Genomic DNA, 19,428 nt, shown 5'->3' with positions numbered 1-19,428 from the left:
GGGCCGCCAAACCACGGTTTGGCGGCCCTTTGCGCGCTATGGGCGCGGGTGCCGGCGGCTTGTGTACCGCCGGGCACCTAGGCGGTTACTCCTTCAGCAGCTGCAGGGCTTGCTCGTTGCCTTGCTGCACGGCCAGGTCGCGGGCCGAGAGGCCACGTACGTCGCGGATGCTGGTATCGGCGCCGGCCTCGAGCAGCACGGGCACGATGTTGTGCCGCCCGAACAAGGTGGCAAACATGAGGGCCGTGCCGCCGTTGCCGTTTTGCTGGTTCAGGTCGGCGCCGTGGGCAATCAGCAGACGGGCAATTTCGGGGTAGCCTTTAAAGGAAACGCCCATGAGGGCGGTATTGCCGCTTACGTCCTGCACGTTGGGGTTGGCGCCGGCCTCAAGCAAGGCTTGCGTGGCCTCGAGGTGGCCATCGTACGAGGCCACGATCAGCGGGGTAAAGCCCTTGCCGTTTTGCAGGTTGACATCGAGCCCGGTGGCCAGCAGCTCCCGAATCAGGGCTACGTCGCCCCGGCGGGCTGCGTCGATCAGGAGGTCTTCGGGTTGGGCAGAGGAAAAGGACATAGCGGCTGGTGTGGGTTAAACAAGATAGCAGCCCACCATACGGCACATACGCCAGAATGATGCCCGCCGACTGCATGCCCAGGGCAGCCGAGCTGAGGCAAGCCCGGCCGCCCTAGGCACCCCGCCACCGGCAGGGCCCGGCAGGCTGCCCGCAAGTATAAGGCAAACAACTTTTTACCACTGCGGTGCCGCCTCAGGCAAAAGCACTGGCCCGATCAGATGCCGGCGCCGGCCTGGTTGGTGGTGCCCACGGCACCCAGCCCCGGGCTTTGCGCCACCGGCACGGGCGGGCGGCTGGTGTAGTCGGGCGTTATGCCGGCATCGGGTGCAGCCGTGGTAGCAGCGCGCTTATTGCGCTTGCCGCCCAGCAGCGCCACCGCGGCGGCACTGGCCAGGGCCATCAGGGCGCCCGCGGCCCAGGGGTGCAGGGCGGCGCGGGTATACAGGCTGGTTTTCATGACGTAGCCGGGGTGGTCGCCGCGCACGGGGCCGCCGTGGCTGGCCTGGTGCAACGAGCCCTGCGGCTTGCGCGGCCGCTCGTTGCGCTGCTGCTGCTCCACCATCAGGGTTTCGCTGAGGCGGTCCATGGCGCGGGGCAGGTGCTTGTTGAGGGTGCTCATCAGCTTGCCGCCGCCGCCCACGTAAATGTCGCGCTCGGGGTGCGTGGCGGCGTGCAAAATGGCGGCGGCTACCTCCTCGGGCTCGTACACGGGCGGGGGCAGCTTGGGCTCCTTCTCCATGTAGTTGCGGGCGTGCTGCGGAAACGGCGTGTTGATGGCCGCGGGCTTAATCAGGGTAACCGAAACGGGGGCGCCCACTTCTTCCAGCTCCAGGCGCAAGGCGTCGGTAAACCCCTTGATGGCGTGCTTGCTGGCGCAGTACATGCCCTGCAGCGGAATGGCCACATCCGACGCCACGCTGCCCACGTTGATGAGCGCGCCGCCGTGCCGCCGCAGGTGCTTAATGGCCTCGAGCGAACCGTTGCTGACGCCCCAGAAATTGGTTTCGAAAAGGCGGCGGTGGTCGTAGTCGCTTACCTCGTCGAGGCGGCCCCAAATGGAGATGCCCGCGTCGTTTACCCACGTATCGAAGCCGCCGAAATGGTCGATGGCGCGGTCGGCGAGGCGGCGGATATCGGCGCGGCTGGCTACATCGGTTACCACCACCAGGGCCTGGCCGCCCTGGCTGGTAATTTCCTGCTCCACTTTGCGCAGCTCGTCTTCGCTGCGGGCGGCCAGCACTACGTTGGCGCCCTTGGCAGCGGCCTGCAAAGCCGTAACGCGGCCAATGCCCGAGCTGGCGCCGGTAATTACAATGGTTTGCTGATCGAGCGGTTTGAGCTTAACGGTCATCGGGAAGGATATTTTGACGTGGATACTCGCCCCACCGAGGTGGCCCGGCCCCGCCGGGCGGCGGGCACCTAGGGCCGCTGGGCCGATACCCTTCCCATACGCACCCTGCCCAATTGCGATGTAGCCGAGCTTGCCCGCGGCCCCTAGGCCGGCGGCAGCACCTGCTGCACCCACCCGAACATTTGGCGGTATACCTCGGCGCGCACGGCGGGCCGCGAAAGCACCAGATCGTGCATGCCGCCCTCGATGGCGCGCACCGTTACGCGCGGCCCCAGGCGCGGGGCCAGCGCCCCGATGTGCTGCACGTTCAGCACGCCATCGGCCCCGAAATACTCGTCGGAAAACGGGTGGTAGCGGCGCACCGTGCGGCCCGAGTGCAGCACCAGCACCGGCTGCTGCACGTGCAGGCCGCGGGCCACGCGCTTGTGCCCCTGCCGGATGGCGCGCAACCAGCCAAAATTGACGGGAAACACCTCAACGGGCTTCCAGCGGAGGTTGTAGTCCCACTCGCCGTGGTATTGCCGGTGCAGGCTTTGGCCATAGCCCCAGGGCAGCCGCGCCGGCAGGCCGAAGTTGGGCGCTACGGCCCCAAGCCGTGTAACCACGGGCAGGGCCACGCGGCGCAGCAACCAGGGCTGGTTCATTTCCAGAAACGGGCTGTTGAGCACCAGCGCCGCCACGGCCGTGCGCAGCGTACCGCCGTCGGCATACAAAGCCGCAATCAGCCCGCCGGTGGAGTGCGCGTTCAGCACAATGGTGCGGGCACCCTCGGCCTGCAGCCGACCTAGGGCGGCGTCGAGGTCGGCGAAGTACTCGCCCAGGTGGCGCACGTTGTTGGGGCGCTGGTGCGGCAGCAACGAGCGGCCGTACTTGCGCAAATCCAGGGCATAAAACCGAAAGCCGTGCTGCTGCCACTGCTCGGCCAGCTCGCGCTGAAAAAAGTAATCGGAGAAACCGTGCACGTAAAGCACGGCGCGCCCGGTGGCGGCCGGCGGCGGTGCCTGCGGCCGCACCAACGTGCAGCGCACCGGCCCCTCGTAGTCGGCGGGCTGCTCGATGGGCAGCTGCTCAAAGCCCTCAAGCACATCGGGCACGTAGGCGGAAGCGGTGGGCATGGCGGCTACCTAGGGCTGCTGGGGTTTCACGGGGTAGCGCTCGAACAGCTCGCCCATAGCGGCATCGATGCGCTTGCTGAGGGCTTCGGGGTTGTTGCTGAGCACGCCGGCCACGGCGCCCTCCCACACTTGCTCGTTGCGGGCGGCATCCACCAGCTCCACGGTGGCCGTGCCCTCGGTGTACTCGCGCACGGGCACCTCCTGGCTGCGCCACGCGTAGCGCCGCTGCCCCAGGTACACGGGCGCCTCCCGAACGGTGGTTTCGCGGGTTTGCACGCGCTGCCGGGTTACGATGCCAATGTTTACCCACACATCGGGCTGCTCGGCGCGCCGGTAGCCGCGGCGCTCCAGCTGCGCGGCAATGGCGCTTTTAAGCTCTTCTACACCGTTGAGCGGGCTTTGGAAAGCGGCCTCGTTGCGGGCCGATACATCCAGGAAATTGTAGGTGCGGTAGGCCGCAAAGTTGACGCCCGGCGCCTCGTTTACCGACTCGACGTTGGTGGCGGTGCAGGCAGTCAGGCTCAGCAACAAGGCAAACAACAGGGTTTTCATAGCGGGCAGGTAGTTGGGTGCGCACAAGCCCGCTTGGTGCTGCGCACACCGGGCAAGCCTAAGCCTCTACGCAGGCACGCCGCCCGCAGATGCCCGGCCCCTGCCGCCACCACCAAGCCAAGCTAGGTAACCTGGGCCCGTTTGGCCGCGCGGCAGTGGTTCTGCGTACAGCGCATTAGCCACCCGCTATCCACGTTTATGCAACACGACCAAGACTACCCAGCCGGCCCCGGCGGCACGTTCTCGACCAGCCCCACGGGCGTGTACACGCAAATCGAGCACGACGGCCAAACCATTACGGTGGTAAAGCTGCAGGATGCCGCCACGCCGCCCGAGCTGCACCAGGCGCTGGCGCAGGGCCTGGGGTTGGGCGCCAACGCCCCGTTGCTGGTGCTGCGTTCCGAAGGCCCCGCCGTGCTCGACCACGGCCAGGCCGAGGCGCTCTACAACCAGTACCTCTCTACCAAAACCGATGCGGTATCGGAGGTAACCTGGAAAACCCTGCCCGGCCTCAGGTAACCCCGCGCAAAAGCACGGCGGCAAGCAGCCAGGCATCAGGCTAGTTACATCCGGATATTTGAATACTAAGCGCAAGCGTGGTAACGTTGAGGTTCCGAATCTGCCTCTCCGCCCCTACCAATGCGCTTATTGCTGTGCCTGCTGCTCCTGCCGATACTCGGCTTAGGGCCTTCCGCCGTTCCTGCCTTTCGGGCCGAGCAAAACCGCTACCCGCGGGTGCGCACCGCCTACACCCACTGCTGGCCCCGGCTGCAGGCCGATTTGCAGCGCCGGCAGCTGCAACCCGAGCGGCTCGAGCTGTACCTGCGCGCCTTTAAGGTAGGCCGCCGCCTGGAGGTGTGGGCCCGCAACCAGGGCGAAGGCCGGTTTCAGCTGCTGCGGAGCTACTACCTGGCGGGCACCTCGGGCACCCTAGGCCCCAAGCGCCGCGCTGGCGATGGGCAGGTGCCCGAGGGCTTTTATTTGGTCGACCGTTTCAACCCCCAAAGCCTGTACCACCTCTCGCTGGGCCTCGATTACCCCAACCCCGCCGACCTCGCCCACGCGGCCCCCAACCCCGGCGGCGACATATTCATCCACGGCTCCGATGTTACCATCGGCTGCCTGCCCATAACGGATGCGCTGATGGAGGAGCTGTACGTGCTGGCCGTGGAGGCCCGGGCCGCCGGGCAAGCCGAGCTGCCGGTGCACATTTTCCCCTTCGAGCTTACCGACGAGGCTTTGCACACGCGTCGCGGCAGCCCGCACTACGCTTTTTGGCAAAGCCTGGCGCCGGCCTACCGCTACTTCGAGGCGCACCGCACGGTGCCCCAGGTAGCGGTAACCGAGCAGGGCAGCTACGTGCTGCGCTAGCCGGGCTACTCGGCGCGCTCCAGGGCAGCGAGGTCGCGCGAGCAAATGGCGGCCAGGTTGCGGGTTATTTTGGCGACGTCCCAGTTCCACCACGCTACTTGCTCCAAGCGGGCAATGGTGTCGGCATCGAAGCGCATGCGCACTACGGTGGCCGGGTTGCCCGCCACCACGGCGTAAGGCGGCACATCGCGCGCTACTACGGCCCGCGTGGCGATAATGGCCCCGTTGCCCACTTGCACGCCGGGCATCAGCAGGGCATCGTGGCCAATCCAAACGTCGTGGCCCACCACCAGGTCGCCTTTGCTCGGCCATTTATCGGGCCCGAATGCCTGCTCCCAGCCCTGCCCGAAAATCGGGAACGGATAGGCCGTGAACACATCGGTGCGGTGGTTGCCGCCGTTCATCACAAACTTCGCCCCGCTGGCTATCATGCAAAACCGGCCAATGCGCAGCTTGTCCTGGCTGAAGGGGAAGTGGTAAAGCACGTTTTCCAGGAAATGGTGCGGGTCCGCAAAGTCATCGTAGTACGTGTACTCGCCCACCTCAATGCGCGGGTCGTTGATGATATTTTTCAGAAACACCAGCCGCTGCTGGCCGGGCATCGGATAGATTGCGCCCGGATCGGGCCCGTGAGTTAACGAGGAAGCTTCCATGGCAGCAGGGCTGGGGGTAAGGCAAGCGGTTTGGGCCGTAAACTACAGCAAAACCTTACGCCCCGAAGCGTTGGTAGCCCTGCCCAACCCAAGTGCTCGGCGTGCCGGGCGTTGCTTACATCATCGTCGTACTCTACCGTTTGACACCGCATGACGCTGCAAAAAGTAAACCTGCAGGAGAAGTTTAACCTGTTTCAGGAGCAATGGCGCCCCAAAATCGTGGGCGAGCTGAATGGCCAACACGTGAAGCTGGCCAAGCTGCAGGGCCCCTTTGTGTGGCACCACCACGAGCACGAAGACGAGCTATTTCTGGTAGTGAAAGGCCGCTTGTGCATGGAGCTGCGCGGGCAAGAGCCCATTTGGCTGGAGCCGGGCGAGTTTTTGGTGGTGCCGCGCGGCGTGGAGCACCGCCCCGTAGCCGACGAGGAAGTGCACCTGCTGCTGTTTGAGCCCGCCGGCACCCTGAACACCGGCAACGTGCAGGGCGAGCGAACCGTCGAAAACCTGGAGCGTATTTAGCCCACGTGCCCTAGGTCGCTTAGCCACAAATACCGCATGAGCACCCCTGCCCCGTCGTCCGCTACCCTGCGCCCCGCCGCCGTACTCGTGCCCGTGTACCGCGACGCCAAAGGCGAGCTGCACCTGGTGCTGGTGCGCCGCAGCAACTACGGCGTACACGGCGGGCAGCTGGCTTTCCCCGGCGGCAAGCACGACCCCACCGACACGTCGCTGCTGCACACCGCCCTGCGCGAAACCGAGGAGGAAGTACACCTGCCCAGCTCGGCCATTCAGGTGCTTACCGAATTGCCCGTCATCAGCACCATCACCACGGGCTACCAGGTGGCGCCTTTTCTGGCCCGCATCACCCGCCCCGAGGTGTGGCGCTGGCTGGAGCGCGAGGTAGAAGAAGTGCTGGAAGTGCGCGTGACCGACCTTGCCGACCCCGCCAACCACGCCACCGAGCACTGGCAGCTGGAGGGTTGGCCCCGCCCCATGCCCATTTCGTTTATCCGCATCGGCGAGCATAAACTCTGGGGCCTGAGCTACCGCATCGTGCGGCCGCTGCTGCCCAGGTTGCTGGCGGGCGAGTGGGCGGTGTGAGGCCTCACCCCCCGGCCCCCTCTCCGGCGGAGAGGGAGAGCCAGACGTCAGCAACTATTGCGGGGCTGAGGGATTGTAGCGCTACAGTAGGGCGGCGGCGAAGGCGTGAGCCGCAGCCGCCGCAATCGTTGAACGGAATCGTTGCTGACGTCTGGGTCCCCCGCTCCGCGATGTCGCGCCTGGAGCAAGGCAGGGGCCGAGGGGGAGGCACCTGTTTGGCACGCTTTTGCGTTATTAGTCGGCCAAGCCCAACCGCTCACAATTCGGTTGGGCCGTGGCAAATGCACATGCGTTTTCGACTTTTCCCGCTCCTCCTGCTATTGCTCGGGCCCCTAGGTGCTCAGGCTCAGCAGCAATCCTCCATCTGGTACTTCGGCCAGGAGGCCGGCCTGGATTTCCGGCAGGGCGCGCCCACCCCCCTGCTCGATGGCAAATTGAGCACCTACGAGGGCTCGTCGGTGGCCACTACCTCGCGTGGGCAGCTGCTGTTCTACACCAACGGCGTCACCGTCTGGAACCGGCAGCACGAGCCCATGCTGAACGGCAAAAACCTGATGGGCAGCAAATCGAGCAGCCAAAGCGCGCTCATCGTGCCCGACCCCGGCAGCGGCAACGTGTTCTACATCTTCACTACCGGCGCCGAGGGCAGCTCCAACGGCATGCGCTACTCCGTGGTTGATATGACGGCCGAAGGCGGCCTCGGCGACGTGAAGCGCAGCAACATGCTGCTGATTTCGCCGGTGGCCGAAAAGCTGGCCGCCGTGCGCCACCGCAACGGCCGCGACATTTGGGTGGTGGGGCACCGCTGGAACTCCAATGCCTTTGTGAGCTACCTCGTCACGCCCGATGGCGTAGTTACCAAACCCAACCTCAGCAACGTAGGCGCCATGCACGCCGGCCCCGGCCGCAACGCCATTGGCTGCATGAAGTTCTCGCCCGATGGCCGCAAGCTGGCCGTAGCTATCTGGCGCGAGGCCAACCGCGTGGAGGTATTTGATTTCGACAACGCTACCGGCAAGGTGAGCAACCCCAAGTCGTACGGCCCCTTTGAGGAAGCTTACGGCGTGGAGTTTTCGCCGGATGGCAGCAAGCTTTACGCTACCAGCAATGGCAACGGTGGCGGCAACGCCCAGGTGTGGCAGGTAGATTTGGCCAGCGGCACCAAAACTGCTGTGGGTAACTCAGCCAACCGCAAAATTGGCTCGCTGCAGCTCGGCCCCGATGGCCGCATCTACGTGGCCCGCGAAGACAACCCGTACCTAGGGGTTGTCGAGAACCCCAACGCCATGGGCATGGCCAGCAAGTACGTCGACGATGGTATCAAGCTCGGCGGCCGCCGCGGTAAGCTGGGGCTGCCCAACTTCATCCAGATTTACTTTCAGCAGAAACCCTAACGCACCGGGCCGAGCGCACAACGCTCGGCCCGGTGCGTTTGTAGGCCCAACCTAGGCAGTACCTTGCCGTAGCCTACGAGTAAGTATTTTTAGCCGCCCAAAGCCGCTGCTCCGTGCCGCGGCTTTGGCTTTCCTGACCGCCTACTTAGCCCCTCCGCTTTGGCCCGACGCCTTACCGCCGAACAATACACCGAAGGCCTGCTTGCCGGCGACCGGCTCGTGCTCAGCCGCGCCATTACGCTCGTCGAAAGCACCCTGGCCTCCGACCACACGTTGGCGCAGCAGGTGCTTGGCGCCGTGCTGCCGCGCACGGGCCGCTCGGTGCGCATTGGCATTACGGGGGTGCCGGGCGTGGGCAAAAGCACCTTTATCGAGGCGCTGGGCATGTACGTGGTGGAGCAACTAGGCTTGCGCCTGGCCGTGCTGGCCATCGACCCCACCAGCCAACGCAGCGGCGGCAGCATTTTGGGCGATAAAACCCGCATGCAGCACCTTTCGGCGCACGCCAACGCCTACATCCGGCCTTCGCCGGCGGGCCGCTCCCTAGGTGGCGTGGCGCGGGCTACGCGCGAGGCCTTGCTACTGTGCGAAGCCGCCGGCTACGACGTCATCTTCGTCGAAACCGTGGGTGTGGGCCAAAGCGAAACGGCTGTGCACGGCATGGTCGATTTCTTTTTGCTGCTGATGCTGGCCGGTGCCGGCGACGAGCTGCAGGGCGTGAAGCGCGGCATCATGGAAATGGCCGATGCCGTGGTTATTACCAAAGCCGACTCGGGCAACGAGGTAGCTGCCAAGCGTGCCCGCCGCGAGTACCAGGGGGCGTTGCACCTCTTCCCGTTGGGTAGCTCGGGTTGGGCGCCGGTGGTGCGTACCTGCTCAGCGCTAACCGGCGAAGGCGTGCCCGGCGTGTGGGAAGAGCTGCAACGCTACCTCGAGCACGCGCGTGGCAACGGTTACTTTGAGCGCCGCCGGCAAGACCAAAACTTGCAGTGGCTGCACCACAGCATCCGCGAGGCCTTAGAAGAACGCTTTTATGCCCGCCCCTCCGTGCAGCAGCACCTAGGCGCAATTCGCGAGCAGGTAATGCGCGGCGAAAAATCGGCCTTTGCCGCTGCCGACGAGCTACTTGACTTGTAGCGTAAGTCTCCACGCTATGCCATCGTGCAAGGTTAGCTAAGTTTACTGCCCATCCCCCGCTAGCTTATGCCCCTCACGTATCGTTGCCTTGGCCTGCTCGGCTGCAGTTGGCTGCTGCTAAACACCGCCGCTGGCCAGAGCAAACTCAACCCTCAATTGAAACGCGAGCTGGATAGCCTAGCGGTAGCAGACCAACACTACCGCCGCATGCTGATGGGCGGCCCCAACGCCGAGCGCCAACTCGACTCGGTTGGCCGGGCAGCAGGTATTCCTCCGCAGGAAGTAGGTCCCTACATTGCCGGAAAGATGATTGCGCAAGATTCGGCCAACATTCGCCGCGTTGCCGAAATCATTGCCCGCTACGGCTACCCTGGCAAACGCTTGGTAGGCACCCCTACCAACGAAGTGGCCTTGCTCGTAATCCAACACTCATCGCGCCTGCCAAAGTACCTACCGTTGGTTAAACGCGCAGCCCAGAGAGGCGAGGTGCCGTTTTACCTATACGCCCGCATGCTCGACCGCTACCTGATGTGGCAGGGCCATGAGCAGCTCTACGGCACGCAAACCCTATCGGTGGGAGTAGTTGATGTCGATGGCAAACCGGCAACGGAGAGCTTCGTATGGCCTATACACGACGCGGCTAACGTGAATAAACGCCGTCGGCAAGCTGGTTTCAGCACCACCGTAGAAGCCAACGCGAAGAGCCTGGGCATCGAATACAAACCTGTACCGCTCGACAAAGCTCAGCGCTTATTGGAGCCTATGCTCGGCCGGCCAATCAACCCCACTAAACCGGCGGGCTCACGACCACCTAGGGGCTAAGGCTACTCGGCAGCGCGGGGCTCCAGCAAATCCCACTTGTGGCCGTAGTAGTCGCGGAATACGGCCACGATGCCGTAGGCTTCGGTGCGCGGCTCCTCCAAAAAGTGCACGCCCCGCTCGCGCATGGCGCGGTAGTCGCGCCAAAAGTCATCGGTGTACAAAAACAGGAATACGCGGCCGCCGCTCTGGTTGCCCACGGCCTGCTGCTGCTCGTCGCCTTCGGCTTTGGCCAGCAGCAGGCAGGTGCCCGGCTGGGCACCGGGCGGGGCCACCAGTACCCACCGCTTGCCGTTGCCTTGGTCGGTATCCTCAATCAGCTCGAAACCCAGGGCGCGGGTGTAAAACGCAATGGCTTCGTCGTAGTCGCGTACGAGCAAGGCAACGGCACCTAGGCGTTGGGCTTTCATCGGCAGGAGCAATAATTACCCGCGCTTGGGGCGCAGGGCCAGGTAATCGAGGAAGTACAACACCTTGATGGATATGGAGTTGTTGTGCGGGGTGTTGATGGTGTTGCTCAGGTTATCGAAGTACAGCGGAGTGGCTTGCTCGGCCTGCAGGAAAGTGCTGCCGGCGTTCTTCCACACCACGCTCACCTGCGAGCCGGGCGCAAACCACCACGAGTACACCGCATCGATGTTGAAGGCGTTGTAGGTGTTGTCGCGGTTGCGGCGGTAGTCCACCAGCTCCTCGTCGCCGCCGGGGCTCAGGCGCGCAAAGTCGCGGTAGCGCACGTTGCTGGTGTAGTGGCGCGTGCGCACCGTCAGCGACATGCGGTTGGTGAACGTGTAGGCCGTTTGCAGCACGTTCGACACCGTTACCACGTTGCGGCGGCCCAGGATTACCTGCCCCAGGAAGTCCTGATCGAGCGGTTCGCTGCTGCTCATCCCCCCGTTCACGTAGCCAATCTGGTTGTGGTTCAGGCTCCAGTTAACGCTGTAGCGGAAATTCAGCTGGTTGTTGACGCGGTAACGGGGCGAGAGGCCAAAACTAACATCCAACCGACGCGGGCGCGGCAGGCGGTCGTCTTCGGCATAGGGCACCAGGTTGGCGTTCAAATCCACCGCCAGCTTTTTGCGGTAGTCCGACGACACGTAGCCCCCCACCACTGCGTTGGCTGGCCGTCTCACGAAGTAGCGGCCCAGCGGGTACTGGCGCGGCTCGAAGTAGTCGCGCGTTACGGGGTACAGCTCGAAGTAAAAGCCCGTGCTGATGAAGTGCTTGGTGAAGGTGGTATTGGCGCCGCCATACACGTTTACGGCCTGGTAGCGGGTCGGCGAAAACAACAACCCGTAGTAGGTGCCCAGGTAAGTCGAGAGGTTATTAACCTTCCAGAAGGGCTTGAACTTGTTGTAGCGCAGCTGCAGCTCCTGCGAAATTTTGTTGTTGCCGAATAAAATGCCCAGGTCGTTGGGGTTGTAGCGGTCCGACTCGATGCCGTGGCTCAGATTCCAGGTGAACGCGCCGCTGATTTTGCCTACGCCCAGCGAGTATTTAAACCCGTCGCGGTCGTCGATTTGCTCGTCGGAGCCGAAGCGGTTGCCGCGGCGCCGCGAGTACACCACGCGGCCATCCACGGCGTACGAGTTGCTTTTGTTGGCGAAGCGGAACAGGCCGCCCGTCACGTTGGCGTCGTAGGTTTGGCCCCAACGCGTTACGTTGGTGTTGATGAGCGAGACGTAGGAGTTATTCTTCAGCGACTGATCCAGCACCGTAATGTTGTAGTTGCTGAAGGGCTGGGTTTTGACGGTGCGCTCCTGGCCGGTTTCCTCGTTGCGCACGGTGGCGTACACGTCGTTGCTCAGGGCGTTGAACACGCCGATGCCCAGGCCTTTGCGCGTGCGCCCCGACACCTTGGTGGCGTTGAGCAGGCGCGTCTCGGCCGGGTTGCGGATGATCTTTTCGTTCTCGCCCGCTTGTACCTGGTAGAAACCGATGGGCGTGGCGCCCACCCGGCGCGAGTAGAACAGGTTGCCCTTGTTAAACAGCTCGGTGCCCTCGGTGAAGAACTGCCGGTTTTCGGCGAACTGCACCTCAAAGGGCGAGAGGTTCAGCACCTGGTTGTCGCTCTGCACCTGCCCGAAGTCCGGCACCAAGGTGGCATCGAGCGTAAAGCTCTCGTTGATGCCCCACTTCACGTCGGCCCCGCCGTTGAAGGCCGTGGTGGTGCGCCGCTGCCCTTCCGCGTTCAGGGGGTTGTCATTCACGTAGCCCGACACGTAGGGCGTGAGCGAGAGGCGCAGGGGTGGCTTGATGTCGCGCAGGTCGTGCAGGGTGCCCCACTGGTTCACGAAGCCGTCTACTTCGGGCCGCAGCTCGTTCCAGAAAAACTTTTGGCGCGTTATCTGGCGCTGGCGCGCAAAGTTGAGGCCCCACACCGGCGCCACGCCGCCCGTGGCGGGCGCAAACCGAATGGCCGAGTACGGAATGCGCAGCTCGGCTACCCAATCGGTACCCCGGATGGCGGTGCGCGAGTCCCACACGGCGTTCCAGTTGCCGTCTTCGCCGTTGGCGGGCGAGTAGCGGGCATCGAGCTGCACCCCGCCCGAGGTTACGATAAAGCCGTAGCCGTTCTGCTTGTCGTGGTACGTGTCGAGAAACACCCCAAACCAGTCGGAGTTGTTGATGTCGTCGCGCTGGCTGAGCTCGCGCAAAATCGAGTCGGGCGAGATGTCGTGCATCACGGCCCCGATGTACAGGTGCTGGTTGTCGTAGAGCACGCGCACCTCGGTTTTGTGCTTTTCGGGGCGGCCGGGCGTGGGCTGGTTTTCCACGAAATCGGTGGCCACGGGGGCTTGCTGCCAGGCCGGTTCGTCGAGCTGGCCGTCGAGCTTCACGGGCTCGGCAATGCGCAGCGCCTGCAGCTGCTTGCCGGGCTTGGCTACGGGTGGCGCCGGTGCTTGCGCCCACGCCGAACGCATCCATAAGCCAAACAACAAAACCAGCAGCGTACGAGTGAGCATGGGCAACGAAGGCACAAAAATGAACGGTAAATGGCGGATTGGGCTAATAGATGCAGTTGCCCCCTACGCGGTTGCCTGTGGGGTATCACATATTTATGTGACAAAGGAAGCAGCCAATCTGCAGACCCGGGCCCCCCTAGGTGCGAACGGAAAAAATAAGCCGGCCGGGGCAGTTACCCCGGCCGGCTTTGGCTGCTTACCCGTGCCTGTGTGGCAGATAGTTGCGCAGCGGCTTGGGGCAGGGGCAATCAGTCTTCTTTCAGCACGATGTTGATATCGACTTTGCCGCCTTTGTCGCCGCCCAGCAGCTTGCGGTATTTGCTGGCCGTGGCGGCGGGTTGCTTTTTGCCGTTCACCACCATTTCGGTGTTGTTCAGGCGGAATTCATAGCTGCGGTCGGCGTCGCCGATGAGGCCATCCTTGCGCAGCTCTTCGCCCAGGTTCACGCCGTTTACCATGGCGCTGCGGCTTGGGCCGCGCGGGGCCCTAGGTGCCGCAGGCGGCAGCGGCGGCAGCGGATCCATCGAGCCAGCCCTGCCGCGGGGCGCCCTAGGTGCGCGCGGCGTGGGGGGCACGGGGGGCACCGGCGGCACCGGCGCGGCCGGAGGGGCCACCATGCCCTGGCCGGCATCACTGCCCGAAATCCAGATGTTGGAGTTGCCGCCGTTGCGGCTGATGGAAAGCGAGGTGGAGCCCGACATGGTGCGGCCGGTATGCTTGGCCCAGAGGTCCAGGAACTTGCGGCGCATGCTCTCGGGCTGCTCTTTGCCGTTTACCACCATGCGCGAGTTGTTCAGCAGCAGCTGGAAGGAGCTGGGGTCGCTGATGAGGCCTTCCTTGCTCAGCTCTTTAATGAACGCCTCCTCCCCTTCGCGGAACTTCCGCTCCCGTTCGCGGGCTTCGGCCTCACGCTCCCGGGCGCGGGCTTCCCGCTCGCGGGCGCGCTCCTCGTTTGCGCGGGCGCGTTCTTCGCTGTACCGCGCTCTTTCTTCGTTGTAGCGGGCGCGCTCCTCGTTATAGCGGCTGCGCACTTCGGCCTCGCGGGCGCGCTGCTCGGCATCACGCTCGCGCATTTCGTCGCGCTGCTCGCGGATGCGGTCCAGTTCCTCTTCAATCCGTTCGCGTTCTTCCTCGCTCAGCTCGCCGCTGGTGCGGGCCTTGGCCAGGGCGCGCTCGGCCGATACCAGCGCCTCGCGGGTAATCACGCGCACTTCGCCTTCGGAAGGCCCTGCCACCACGCCGGGGCCCACCTCCAGCCGGCGCAGCTGGCTGCGGAGCCGCTTCTCGTCGAGGCCGTTATCGAAGTGAAACTCGTAGGTGCCCGGCGTAAAGTGGCGCCCGGAGGCCGCAGCCGGCAGCTGAATTACGCGAACTTCCTCGTTGGGCTTCGCTGATTTTCCGCCGCGGCGGTCGGCCTCACCGGTTTCCACGCGTTGGCCGTTCACGTACAGCTCTTTCAGGCGGCCTTTCTTGTCTTTCTCGATAACCACGGTGCCGGGCTCGCCGCGGCGGCCGCGGGTAGCAAGGGTTCTATCCACCACCACTACGCGGGTGTCGCCGTTGCGCTTGTTTTTGCGCTTGCGCTTGTCGTCGTCATCGTCGGCGGCGGCAGCGCGGTTGGCAACCGGCACGGCAGCCAGCGCGGCGTCATCGGGGCACGCATCAACCGGGGGCAGCGCGGCCTCAACATCGGGGATAAAGGGCTTCAGAACGGTGGAGCGGAGCAGGCGCGGCGCTTCGGCAGCGAGGCGCGGGTTGGCCAAAGCGGCGGCAGCTGTAAACGACAGCAGCACCAAGCCGCCCATTACCACGCAGGCGGCCATAAATCCTTCGGAGAAAGTGGGCGCCGTGCGGCCTTGCACCAGGCGGCGCACCCGGCCCAGCAACGAGCCCTTGGGCCCCACGGCTGCCATCGTCAGGCGCGGGGCTACGGCACGTTCGAGGCCCAGCTCGGCCAGCGCAGCCAGGGCGCGGGCCAGCACCAGCGGGTTGCCGCAGAGCGAGGCGGCTACGTCGTCGCAGCAGTTTTCGCGCTCCGAGCGCAGCGTGGCCGTCAGGAACCACACCGCCGGGTGGTAGAACAACAGGATTTCGGCTACCGATTGCAACAGGTTTACGAGGTAGTCGCGCCGCACCACGTGGGCCAGCTCGTGGGCCAGAATGGCCTCGAGCTGCAGCGTCGATAAACCCGCCACGGCACCTAGGGGCAGCAGAATAACGGGGCGCAGGTGGCCAATAACCATGGGCACGCGCACCATCGACGACTCCATGAGGGCCACCGGGCGCTGCAGGCCGGCGCGCTCGGCCAGGTTGGCCAGGCGATTTTGCCAGGCCACACCCAGGGGCTGCGTGCCGTAGTGGCGCAGGCGCTGCACGTAGGCCAGGCCGCCGAGCATGCGCAGCGTCATCGTGAGCAGGCCCATAAACCACAGCGTTACCAGCAGCGGCAGGTGCTGCTCGGTGTAGCGCAGCACGGTTTTGAGGCTCAGGGGGCCATCGGGGGCCAGCAGCGCGGCGCCGTTGGCGTTGCTTTGGGCACCCACCGCATCCGATACCATCAGCACGGCCGTTACGGGGCCGTTGCTAGCGCCGGGCAGCGCCGTGAGGTAGTAGCGCACAAACGTAACGGCGGCCAGCAGCAGCACCAACCCCAGGGCGGCGGCCGTAGCGCCGTAGCGCACCTGCGGCGAGTGGCGGCGCAGCAGCAGCAGCAAGCCGGCCAGCGCAATGGCCACCACCGCCCCCTGCCACAACGAGTGCAGAATGGTGTAGCCTACCGCCCGCACCAACGCAGGCGTTAGCAAGTTCTCAAGCCAGTTCATCGGGGTCGGCGGTTGGGTTTTGGTTGTCGATGCTGTCGAGCAGGTTGCGGATCTGGTCGAGCTCCTCGCGGCTGGTTTGGCGGTTGCCCAGGGCCTGCTGCACCAGCTTCAGGGCCGAGCCCCCGAAGGCAGCATCCAGCAGGCGGTCGATGAGCATGCCTTGGGTTTCCTGCTCGCGCAGCGCGGCTCGGTACACGTGGGTGCGGCTCGAGTCGTCGCGGGTAACGATGCCTTTTTCGTGCATCAGCTGCAGCAGCTTCAGCGTGGTGGTGTAGCCCACGTCGCGGCGCTTGCTCAGCTCGTCGTTTACAAAGCGTACCGTGCTGGGGCCATGCTGCCACAGCACTTGCAAAATCTCCAGCTCCGATTCCGTCGGGCGCGGTATGTTCTTCTTGCTCATTGCTCAGGTGCGTCGTTACGAAACGTTTCGTAACAAACATATACGAAACACATCGTAGAAGTCAAGCAAATGCTACGAAATATTTCGTGCAGCCTGCTCACCGACACCAATTACCGCCGCTGGTTGCCTGGCTTGCAAGGCGTTGCCCAGGTATTTTCGGCAGAATGAAACGGCCTGCTTTCAGTGCAAAACGTGGTTGGTTGTAGGCTTGCTGAACACAACGGTGGCTGGCGCGGCGCCGAGTAGCGTGGGCTTGAGCCCGCGTTTGCGCGAACGATTGGTGCCGCACAGTTCTGCACTGACGATTTCGTTCTGGCAAACGCGGGCTGAAGCCCACGCTACACCGCGTTAGCTTTCTAGGTCCGAAAACAGAAATTACCATCCGTGGCCGCGGACTGCAACCGCAGGTCGGCGTAGCCAAAGTCCGCGCTACATGCTGCCCGCAAACGCACTTAAAGCAAAAAAGCCCGACTGGCCTAGGTGGTCAGTCGGGCAAAACGGATGCGGGCACCTAGGGCCTACAACGCCGGCGCGGGGCGCTTGCGCTTCAGCGTAACGCGGGCGCGCTGGCAGATGCCGCCCACCGGCGGGTTGAACTTGGAGACGCTCACCTCGACCCAGCGCACGTGGCCAAACTCGTGCAAAATGCGGTCGATGATGCGGTGCGCCAGGTGCTCGAGCAAGCGGGCCGGGGCCTGCATTTCTTCGGCCACCATACGGTAAAGCACTTCGTAGTTCACGGTTTCGGAAAGGTGGTCGGTGCTGCCGGCGCGGTACAGGTTGGTGCGCACGCGCAAATCCACGCCGTACTTGTTTCCGATCTTCTGTTCCTCGTCGTAGTAGCCGTGAAAGGCAAAAAACTCCAGTCCTTCGAGTGCAATATGGCCCATGGGTTCAGCTGTTTCAGTTAGTGAGTTGGCGAGTTAGTGAGTTAGTGCTCTTCCGGCTCCGAAGCGCCGCGGCACCTAGGGTTTGCGCATCGGCTGCAGCCAACCCGTGCGGCCCGTGTGCCGGCGCAAAGGAAACAAAAAAGCCTGCCCCCGGGGGCAGGCCAATCGTCCACAAAATCCGTGGAATCCGAAAAATCCGGTTGAATCCGTGGTCCTAGATTTCGTCGAAAAACGATTTCTCGCTTTCGGCTACGGCGGCTAAGCCCGGGTGCGTAGCCGGCGAGGGCTGCGTAATTTCGGGGCCGCCGGGGCCAATCGGCTGAATATCCGGAGCGGTGGGCTCGATGCGGGGGCCGTCGGGCGAGGGCACGCGCACCGGATCGGGCACGTGAATGCGCGACGGCTCGGAAATGCCGGGGTTTTCGCTCGGGCGCAACGGGTCGATTTCGGGCCCCGGTACCTGCGAAGGCTCGCCGGGCTGGTTTTGGCGGCCGGGCTGCGGGCCAATGGGCCGGCTGGTAGGTGCGCCGCCGTCGAAAGCGCTGCCACCCGTGGCGGGGGCAGCCGACGGAATGTAGGCGGCAGATGAAGCAGAAGAGGCGGACACGTACATGGCTGGTTCGGTTGTGGGCGAGGCGGGTTCCTCGCGCTTCACCTTTACGCTTGCCGCCTTCGAAAGGATGGCCGCCACCGCGCCGCGGGGCCGTTGCTTGGCCTCGTCTACTTTCTCCTGCACGTTGGTCGTCAGTTGCTGCAAGTCGCGCACCAGGGTGTCGTACACGCCTTCGAGGCGCTGGTGCTCCTGCCCTAGGTTGTTTACCTCGGCTTGCATGTCGGAGAGGGCGCGCTCGGCTTGCTTGTAGGCGTCTTCTACCACCGCGCGGGCTTTTTGCCGGGCCTCGGCCAGCACTTGCTCGGCCATGGTTTGGGCCTCGTAGAGCTTTTGGTCGGCCGATTTCTGGGCCTGCTCCACAATGTTGGTGCTGGTGTCTTCGGCGGTTTTAAGGGTACGGTAGAGCGAGGTTTCTACTTCGCGCATGCGCTGCACATCGTGCTGGGCTTGCTCCAGCTGGCGGCGCAGTTCGCGGTTTTCGTCGGTCATCCGCTCCCATTGCTGCGAAAGCGTGAGCAGGAAGCCTTCTACTTCGTCTTTATCAACACCCCGAAAGGCGCGCTCAAACGTTTTCTGGCGGATATCGAGAGCGGTTATTTTCATGCCAAGAAGCTAGGAGCCAGGAGGTAGAAGCTAGAATTTGCGGCGCCTGCTTTGCGCAAGGGCATCAGGATGACAAAGGCCCGGGCTCCTAACTCCTAGCTTCCATCTCCGAGCTCCTCTACCTGCCATACGGCCAGGCTGCGGTCGTCGCTACACGAAACTAACCGATTCTGCCGCCCCGACCAAAACAGCCGGTTTACCGAGGTGCCGTGCCCGGCGTGGCGCGCTTTGTCCACTACGCGCAGCAGGCGGCAGGTATCGGCATCCCACAGCTTAATGCTTTTATCCATGCTGCAGGTGGCCAGCATGCGGCCATCGGGGCTGAAGGTGAGGTGGTTGATGGCAAACAAATGCGCCACTACGGTGTGCACTTCGGCGTAGCCCTGGGTGGCATCGTACACGCGCAAATGCGCATCGCGGCCAGCCGCGTAGAGCCGGTTGTTGGTGGGGTGATAAGCCGCCGTAAACACCGAGTTGGTAGCCGCCTCCAGCGTGTGCTTCAGCTGCAGGGTATCGGCATCGAGGATGCGCAGGCGGTGGTCGGAGCTGCCTACGGCCAGTTCACCTAGGGTTTCGTGCAGGCTCAGGCAACGCAGGCTTTTGTCGGAGAGGCGCACGAGGCGCTCCACGCCGAAATCGGTGGTGCGCAGCACGGCCAGCGTGCCATCACCTAGGGCCACAAACAGCCGTTGCCGCTGGGCCGAGTAGGCAAAATCGAAGATGGGCGCGGGCGGCAGCGCCGTGGCGTGCAGCAGGGTTTTATCGGCCAGGCTGATTACCTGCACGCCCTGGTAATTGTGCCCTACCACCAGCAGCTGTCGGCTGGGCTCGTGGTGCAGCGCGTACACCGAGTTTTCCACCTTGGCCACGAGCTGGCCGTCGTGCTCGGGCTCGTCGATGCTCCAGCTGGCTACCATCCCATCGGCCCCCGACGAAAAGAACCGGGGCTCGGCGGCGTGCCCGGCCAGGGCGTACACGCAGTCGCGGTGGCCGGTAAGCTGGGCCAGTTTCTGCACTTGAGGACGCTGGGTGGTGTTCATGAGCAAGCGGGCTGCCACCTAGGGCAGCAATA

The 19,428-nt window shown here is 64.2% G+C and carries 19 protein-coding genes; 7 read left to right on the top strand and 12 right to left on the bottom strand.

The features are described from left to right. Positions 1 to 85 precede the first annotated feature (85 nt). From OIS50_RS19285 to OIS50_RS19270, 4 genes are all read right to left on the bottom strand, one after another. Entirely contained in the window at positions 86 to 571 is a 486-nt protein-coding gene (locus OIS50_RS19285; protein ID WP_264692270.1) for an ankyrin repeat domain-containing protein, read from the bottom strand. 215 nt (positions 572 to 786) lie between these two features. After that, a complete protein-coding gene (locus OIS50_RS19280; RefSeq protein ID WP_264692269.1) occupies positions 787 to 1,923 on the bottom strand; it encodes an SDR family oxidoreductase in 1,137 nt (378 codons plus the stop codon). 143 nt (positions 1,924 to 2,066) lie between these two features. Continuing rightward, positions 2,067 to 3,038 carry an alpha/beta hydrolase gene (locus OIS50_RS19275; protein ID WP_264692268.1) on the bottom strand — a complete coding sequence of 324 codons (972 nt, stop codon included), beginning with the start codon at positions 3,036 to 3,038 and terminating at the stop codon, positions 2,067 to 2,069. A gap of 9 nt (positions 3,039 to 3,047) precedes the next feature. Further along, the gene (locus tag OIS50_RS19270) at positions 3,048 to 3,590 is read right to left on the bottom strand and encodes a DUF4136 domain-containing protein (RefSeq protein ID WP_264692267.1); all 543 of its coding nucleotides are present in this window, start codon (positions 3,588 to 3,590) and stop codon (positions 3,048 to 3,050) included. 198 nt (positions 3,591 to 3,788) lie between these two features. Between OIS50_RS19270 and OIS50_RS19265 the strand changes: the two genes are divergently transcribed. Then, positions 3,789 to 4,109: a hypothetical protein gene (locus OIS50_RS19265; protein WP_264692266.1), complete on the top strand. Its 321-nt coding sequence runs from the start codon at positions 3,789 to 3,791 to the stop codon at positions 4,107 to 4,109. A 120-nt stretch (positions 4,110 to 4,229) separates the two neighbouring features. Next, positions 4,230 to 4,961 carry a L,D-transpeptidase family protein gene (locus tag OIS50_RS19260; RefSeq protein ID WP_264692265.1) on the top strand — a complete coding sequence of 244 codons (732 nt, stop codon included), beginning with the start codon at positions 4,230 to 4,232 and terminating at the stop codon, positions 4,959 to 4,961. Between the two features lie 5 nt (positions 4,962 to 4,966). Here OIS50_RS19260 and OIS50_RS19255 read toward each other — a convergent pair whose 3' ends face one another. Beyond that, positions 4,967 to 5,614 (bottom strand): CatB-related O-acetyltransferase, encoded by a 648-nt coding sequence (locus OIS50_RS19255; RefSeq protein WP_264692264.1) that lies wholly within the window; start codon positions 5,612 to 5,614, stop codon positions 4,967 to 4,969. Between the two features lie 150 nt (positions 5,615 to 5,764). On the opposite strand from OIS50_RS19255, the gene OIS50_RS19250 reads away from it, so the two are divergent. The 5 genes from OIS50_RS19250 (at position 5,765) to OIS50_RS19230 (ending at position 10,068) form a co-directional block, all read left to right on the top strand. Then, positions 5,765 to 6,133, top strand: coding sequence for a cupin domain-containing protein (locus OIS50_RS19250; RefSeq protein WP_264692263.1), 369 nt, complete (start codon positions 5,765 to 5,767; stop codon positions 6,131 to 6,133). Between the two features lie 36 nt (positions 6,134 to 6,169). Next, positions 6,170 to 6,715, top strand: coding sequence for an NUDIX hydrolase (locus tag OIS50_RS19245; protein WP_264692262.1), 546 nt, complete (start codon positions 6,170 to 6,172; stop codon positions 6,713 to 6,715). Between the two features lie 287 nt (positions 6,716 to 7,002). After that, a complete protein-coding gene (locus OIS50_RS19240) occupies positions 7,003 to 8,109 on the top strand; it encodes a WD40 repeat domain-containing protein (protein ID WP_264692261.1) in 1,107 nt (368 codons plus the stop codon). A gap of 159 nt (positions 8,110 to 8,268) precedes the next feature. Next, positions 8,269 to 9,246, top strand: coding sequence for a methylmalonyl Co-A mutase-associated GTPase MeaB (gene meaB, locus OIS50_RS19235; RefSeq protein ID WP_264692260.1), 978 nt, complete (start codon positions 8,269 to 8,271; stop codon positions 9,244 to 9,246). Between the two features lie 66 nt (positions 9,247 to 9,312). Then, a complete protein-coding gene (locus tag OIS50_RS19230; protein WP_264692259.1) occupies positions 9,313 to 10,068 on the top strand; it encodes a DUF6624 domain-containing protein in 756 nt (251 codons plus the stop codon). 2 nt (positions 10,069 to 10,070) lie between these two features. Here the strand turns inward: OIS50_RS19230 and OIS50_RS19225 are convergent, their stop codons facing one another. The 7 genes from OIS50_RS19225 to OIS50_RS19195 all read right to left on the bottom strand — a co-directional run bounded on the left by OIS50_RS19225 (position 10,071) and on the right by OIS50_RS19195 (position 19,396). Further along, a complete protein-coding gene (locus OIS50_RS19225; RefSeq protein ID WP_264692258.1) occupies positions 10,071 to 10,475 on the bottom strand; it encodes a VOC family protein in 405 nt (134 codons plus the stop codon). A gap of 15 nt (positions 10,476 to 10,490) precedes the next feature. Continuing rightward, a complete protein-coding gene (locus tag OIS50_RS19220; RefSeq protein WP_264692257.1) occupies positions 10,491 to 13,028 on the bottom strand; it encodes a DUF5916 domain-containing protein in 2,538 nt (845 codons plus the stop codon). A 248-nt stretch (positions 13,029 to 13,276) separates the two neighbouring features. Continuing rightward, positions 13,277 to 15,850 carry a M56 family metallopeptidase gene (locus tag OIS50_RS19215; RefSeq protein WP_264692256.1) on the bottom strand — a complete coding sequence of 858 codons (2,574 nt, stop codon included), beginning with the start codon at positions 15,848 to 15,850 and terminating at the stop codon, positions 13,277 to 13,279. Beyond that, a complete protein-coding gene (locus OIS50_RS19210; protein ID WP_264692255.1) occupies positions 15,837 to 16,250 on the bottom strand; it encodes a BlaI/MecI/CopY family transcriptional regulator in 414 nt (137 codons plus the stop codon). Before OIS50_RS19210 ends, OIS50_RS19215 begins: the two co-directional genes overlap by 14 nt. Before the next feature lie 518 nt (positions 16,251 to 16,768). Further along, positions 16,769 to 17,140: a dihydroneopterin aldolase gene (gene folB, locus OIS50_RS19205; protein ID WP_059072414.1), complete on the bottom strand. Its 372-nt coding sequence runs from the start codon at positions 17,138 to 17,140 to the stop codon at positions 16,769 to 16,771. 214 nt (positions 17,141 to 17,354) lie between these two features. After that, complete coding sequence (locus OIS50_RS19200; RefSeq protein WP_264692254.1) at positions 17,355 to 18,356, bottom strand: DivIVA domain-containing protein; 1,002 nt, start codon at positions 18,354 to 18,356, stop codon at positions 17,355 to 17,357. Positions 18,357 to 18,451: 95 nt separating this feature from the next. Beyond that, complete coding sequence (locus OIS50_RS19195) at positions 18,452 to 19,396, bottom strand: WD40 repeat domain-containing protein (RefSeq protein WP_264692253.1); 945 nt, start codon at positions 19,394 to 19,396, stop codon at positions 18,452 to 18,454. Positions 19,397 to 19,428 lie beyond the last annotated feature (32 nt).

It is taken from the genome of Hymenobacter sp. YIM 151858-1 (genome assembly GCF_025979705.1).
Taxonomy (GTDB): domain Bacteria; phylum Bacteroidota; class Bacteroidia; order Cytophagales; family Hymenobacteraceae; genus Solirubrum.
Note: the sequence above shows the minus strand (reverse complement) of the source record. Positions and strands in the feature narration are given on the sequence as shown.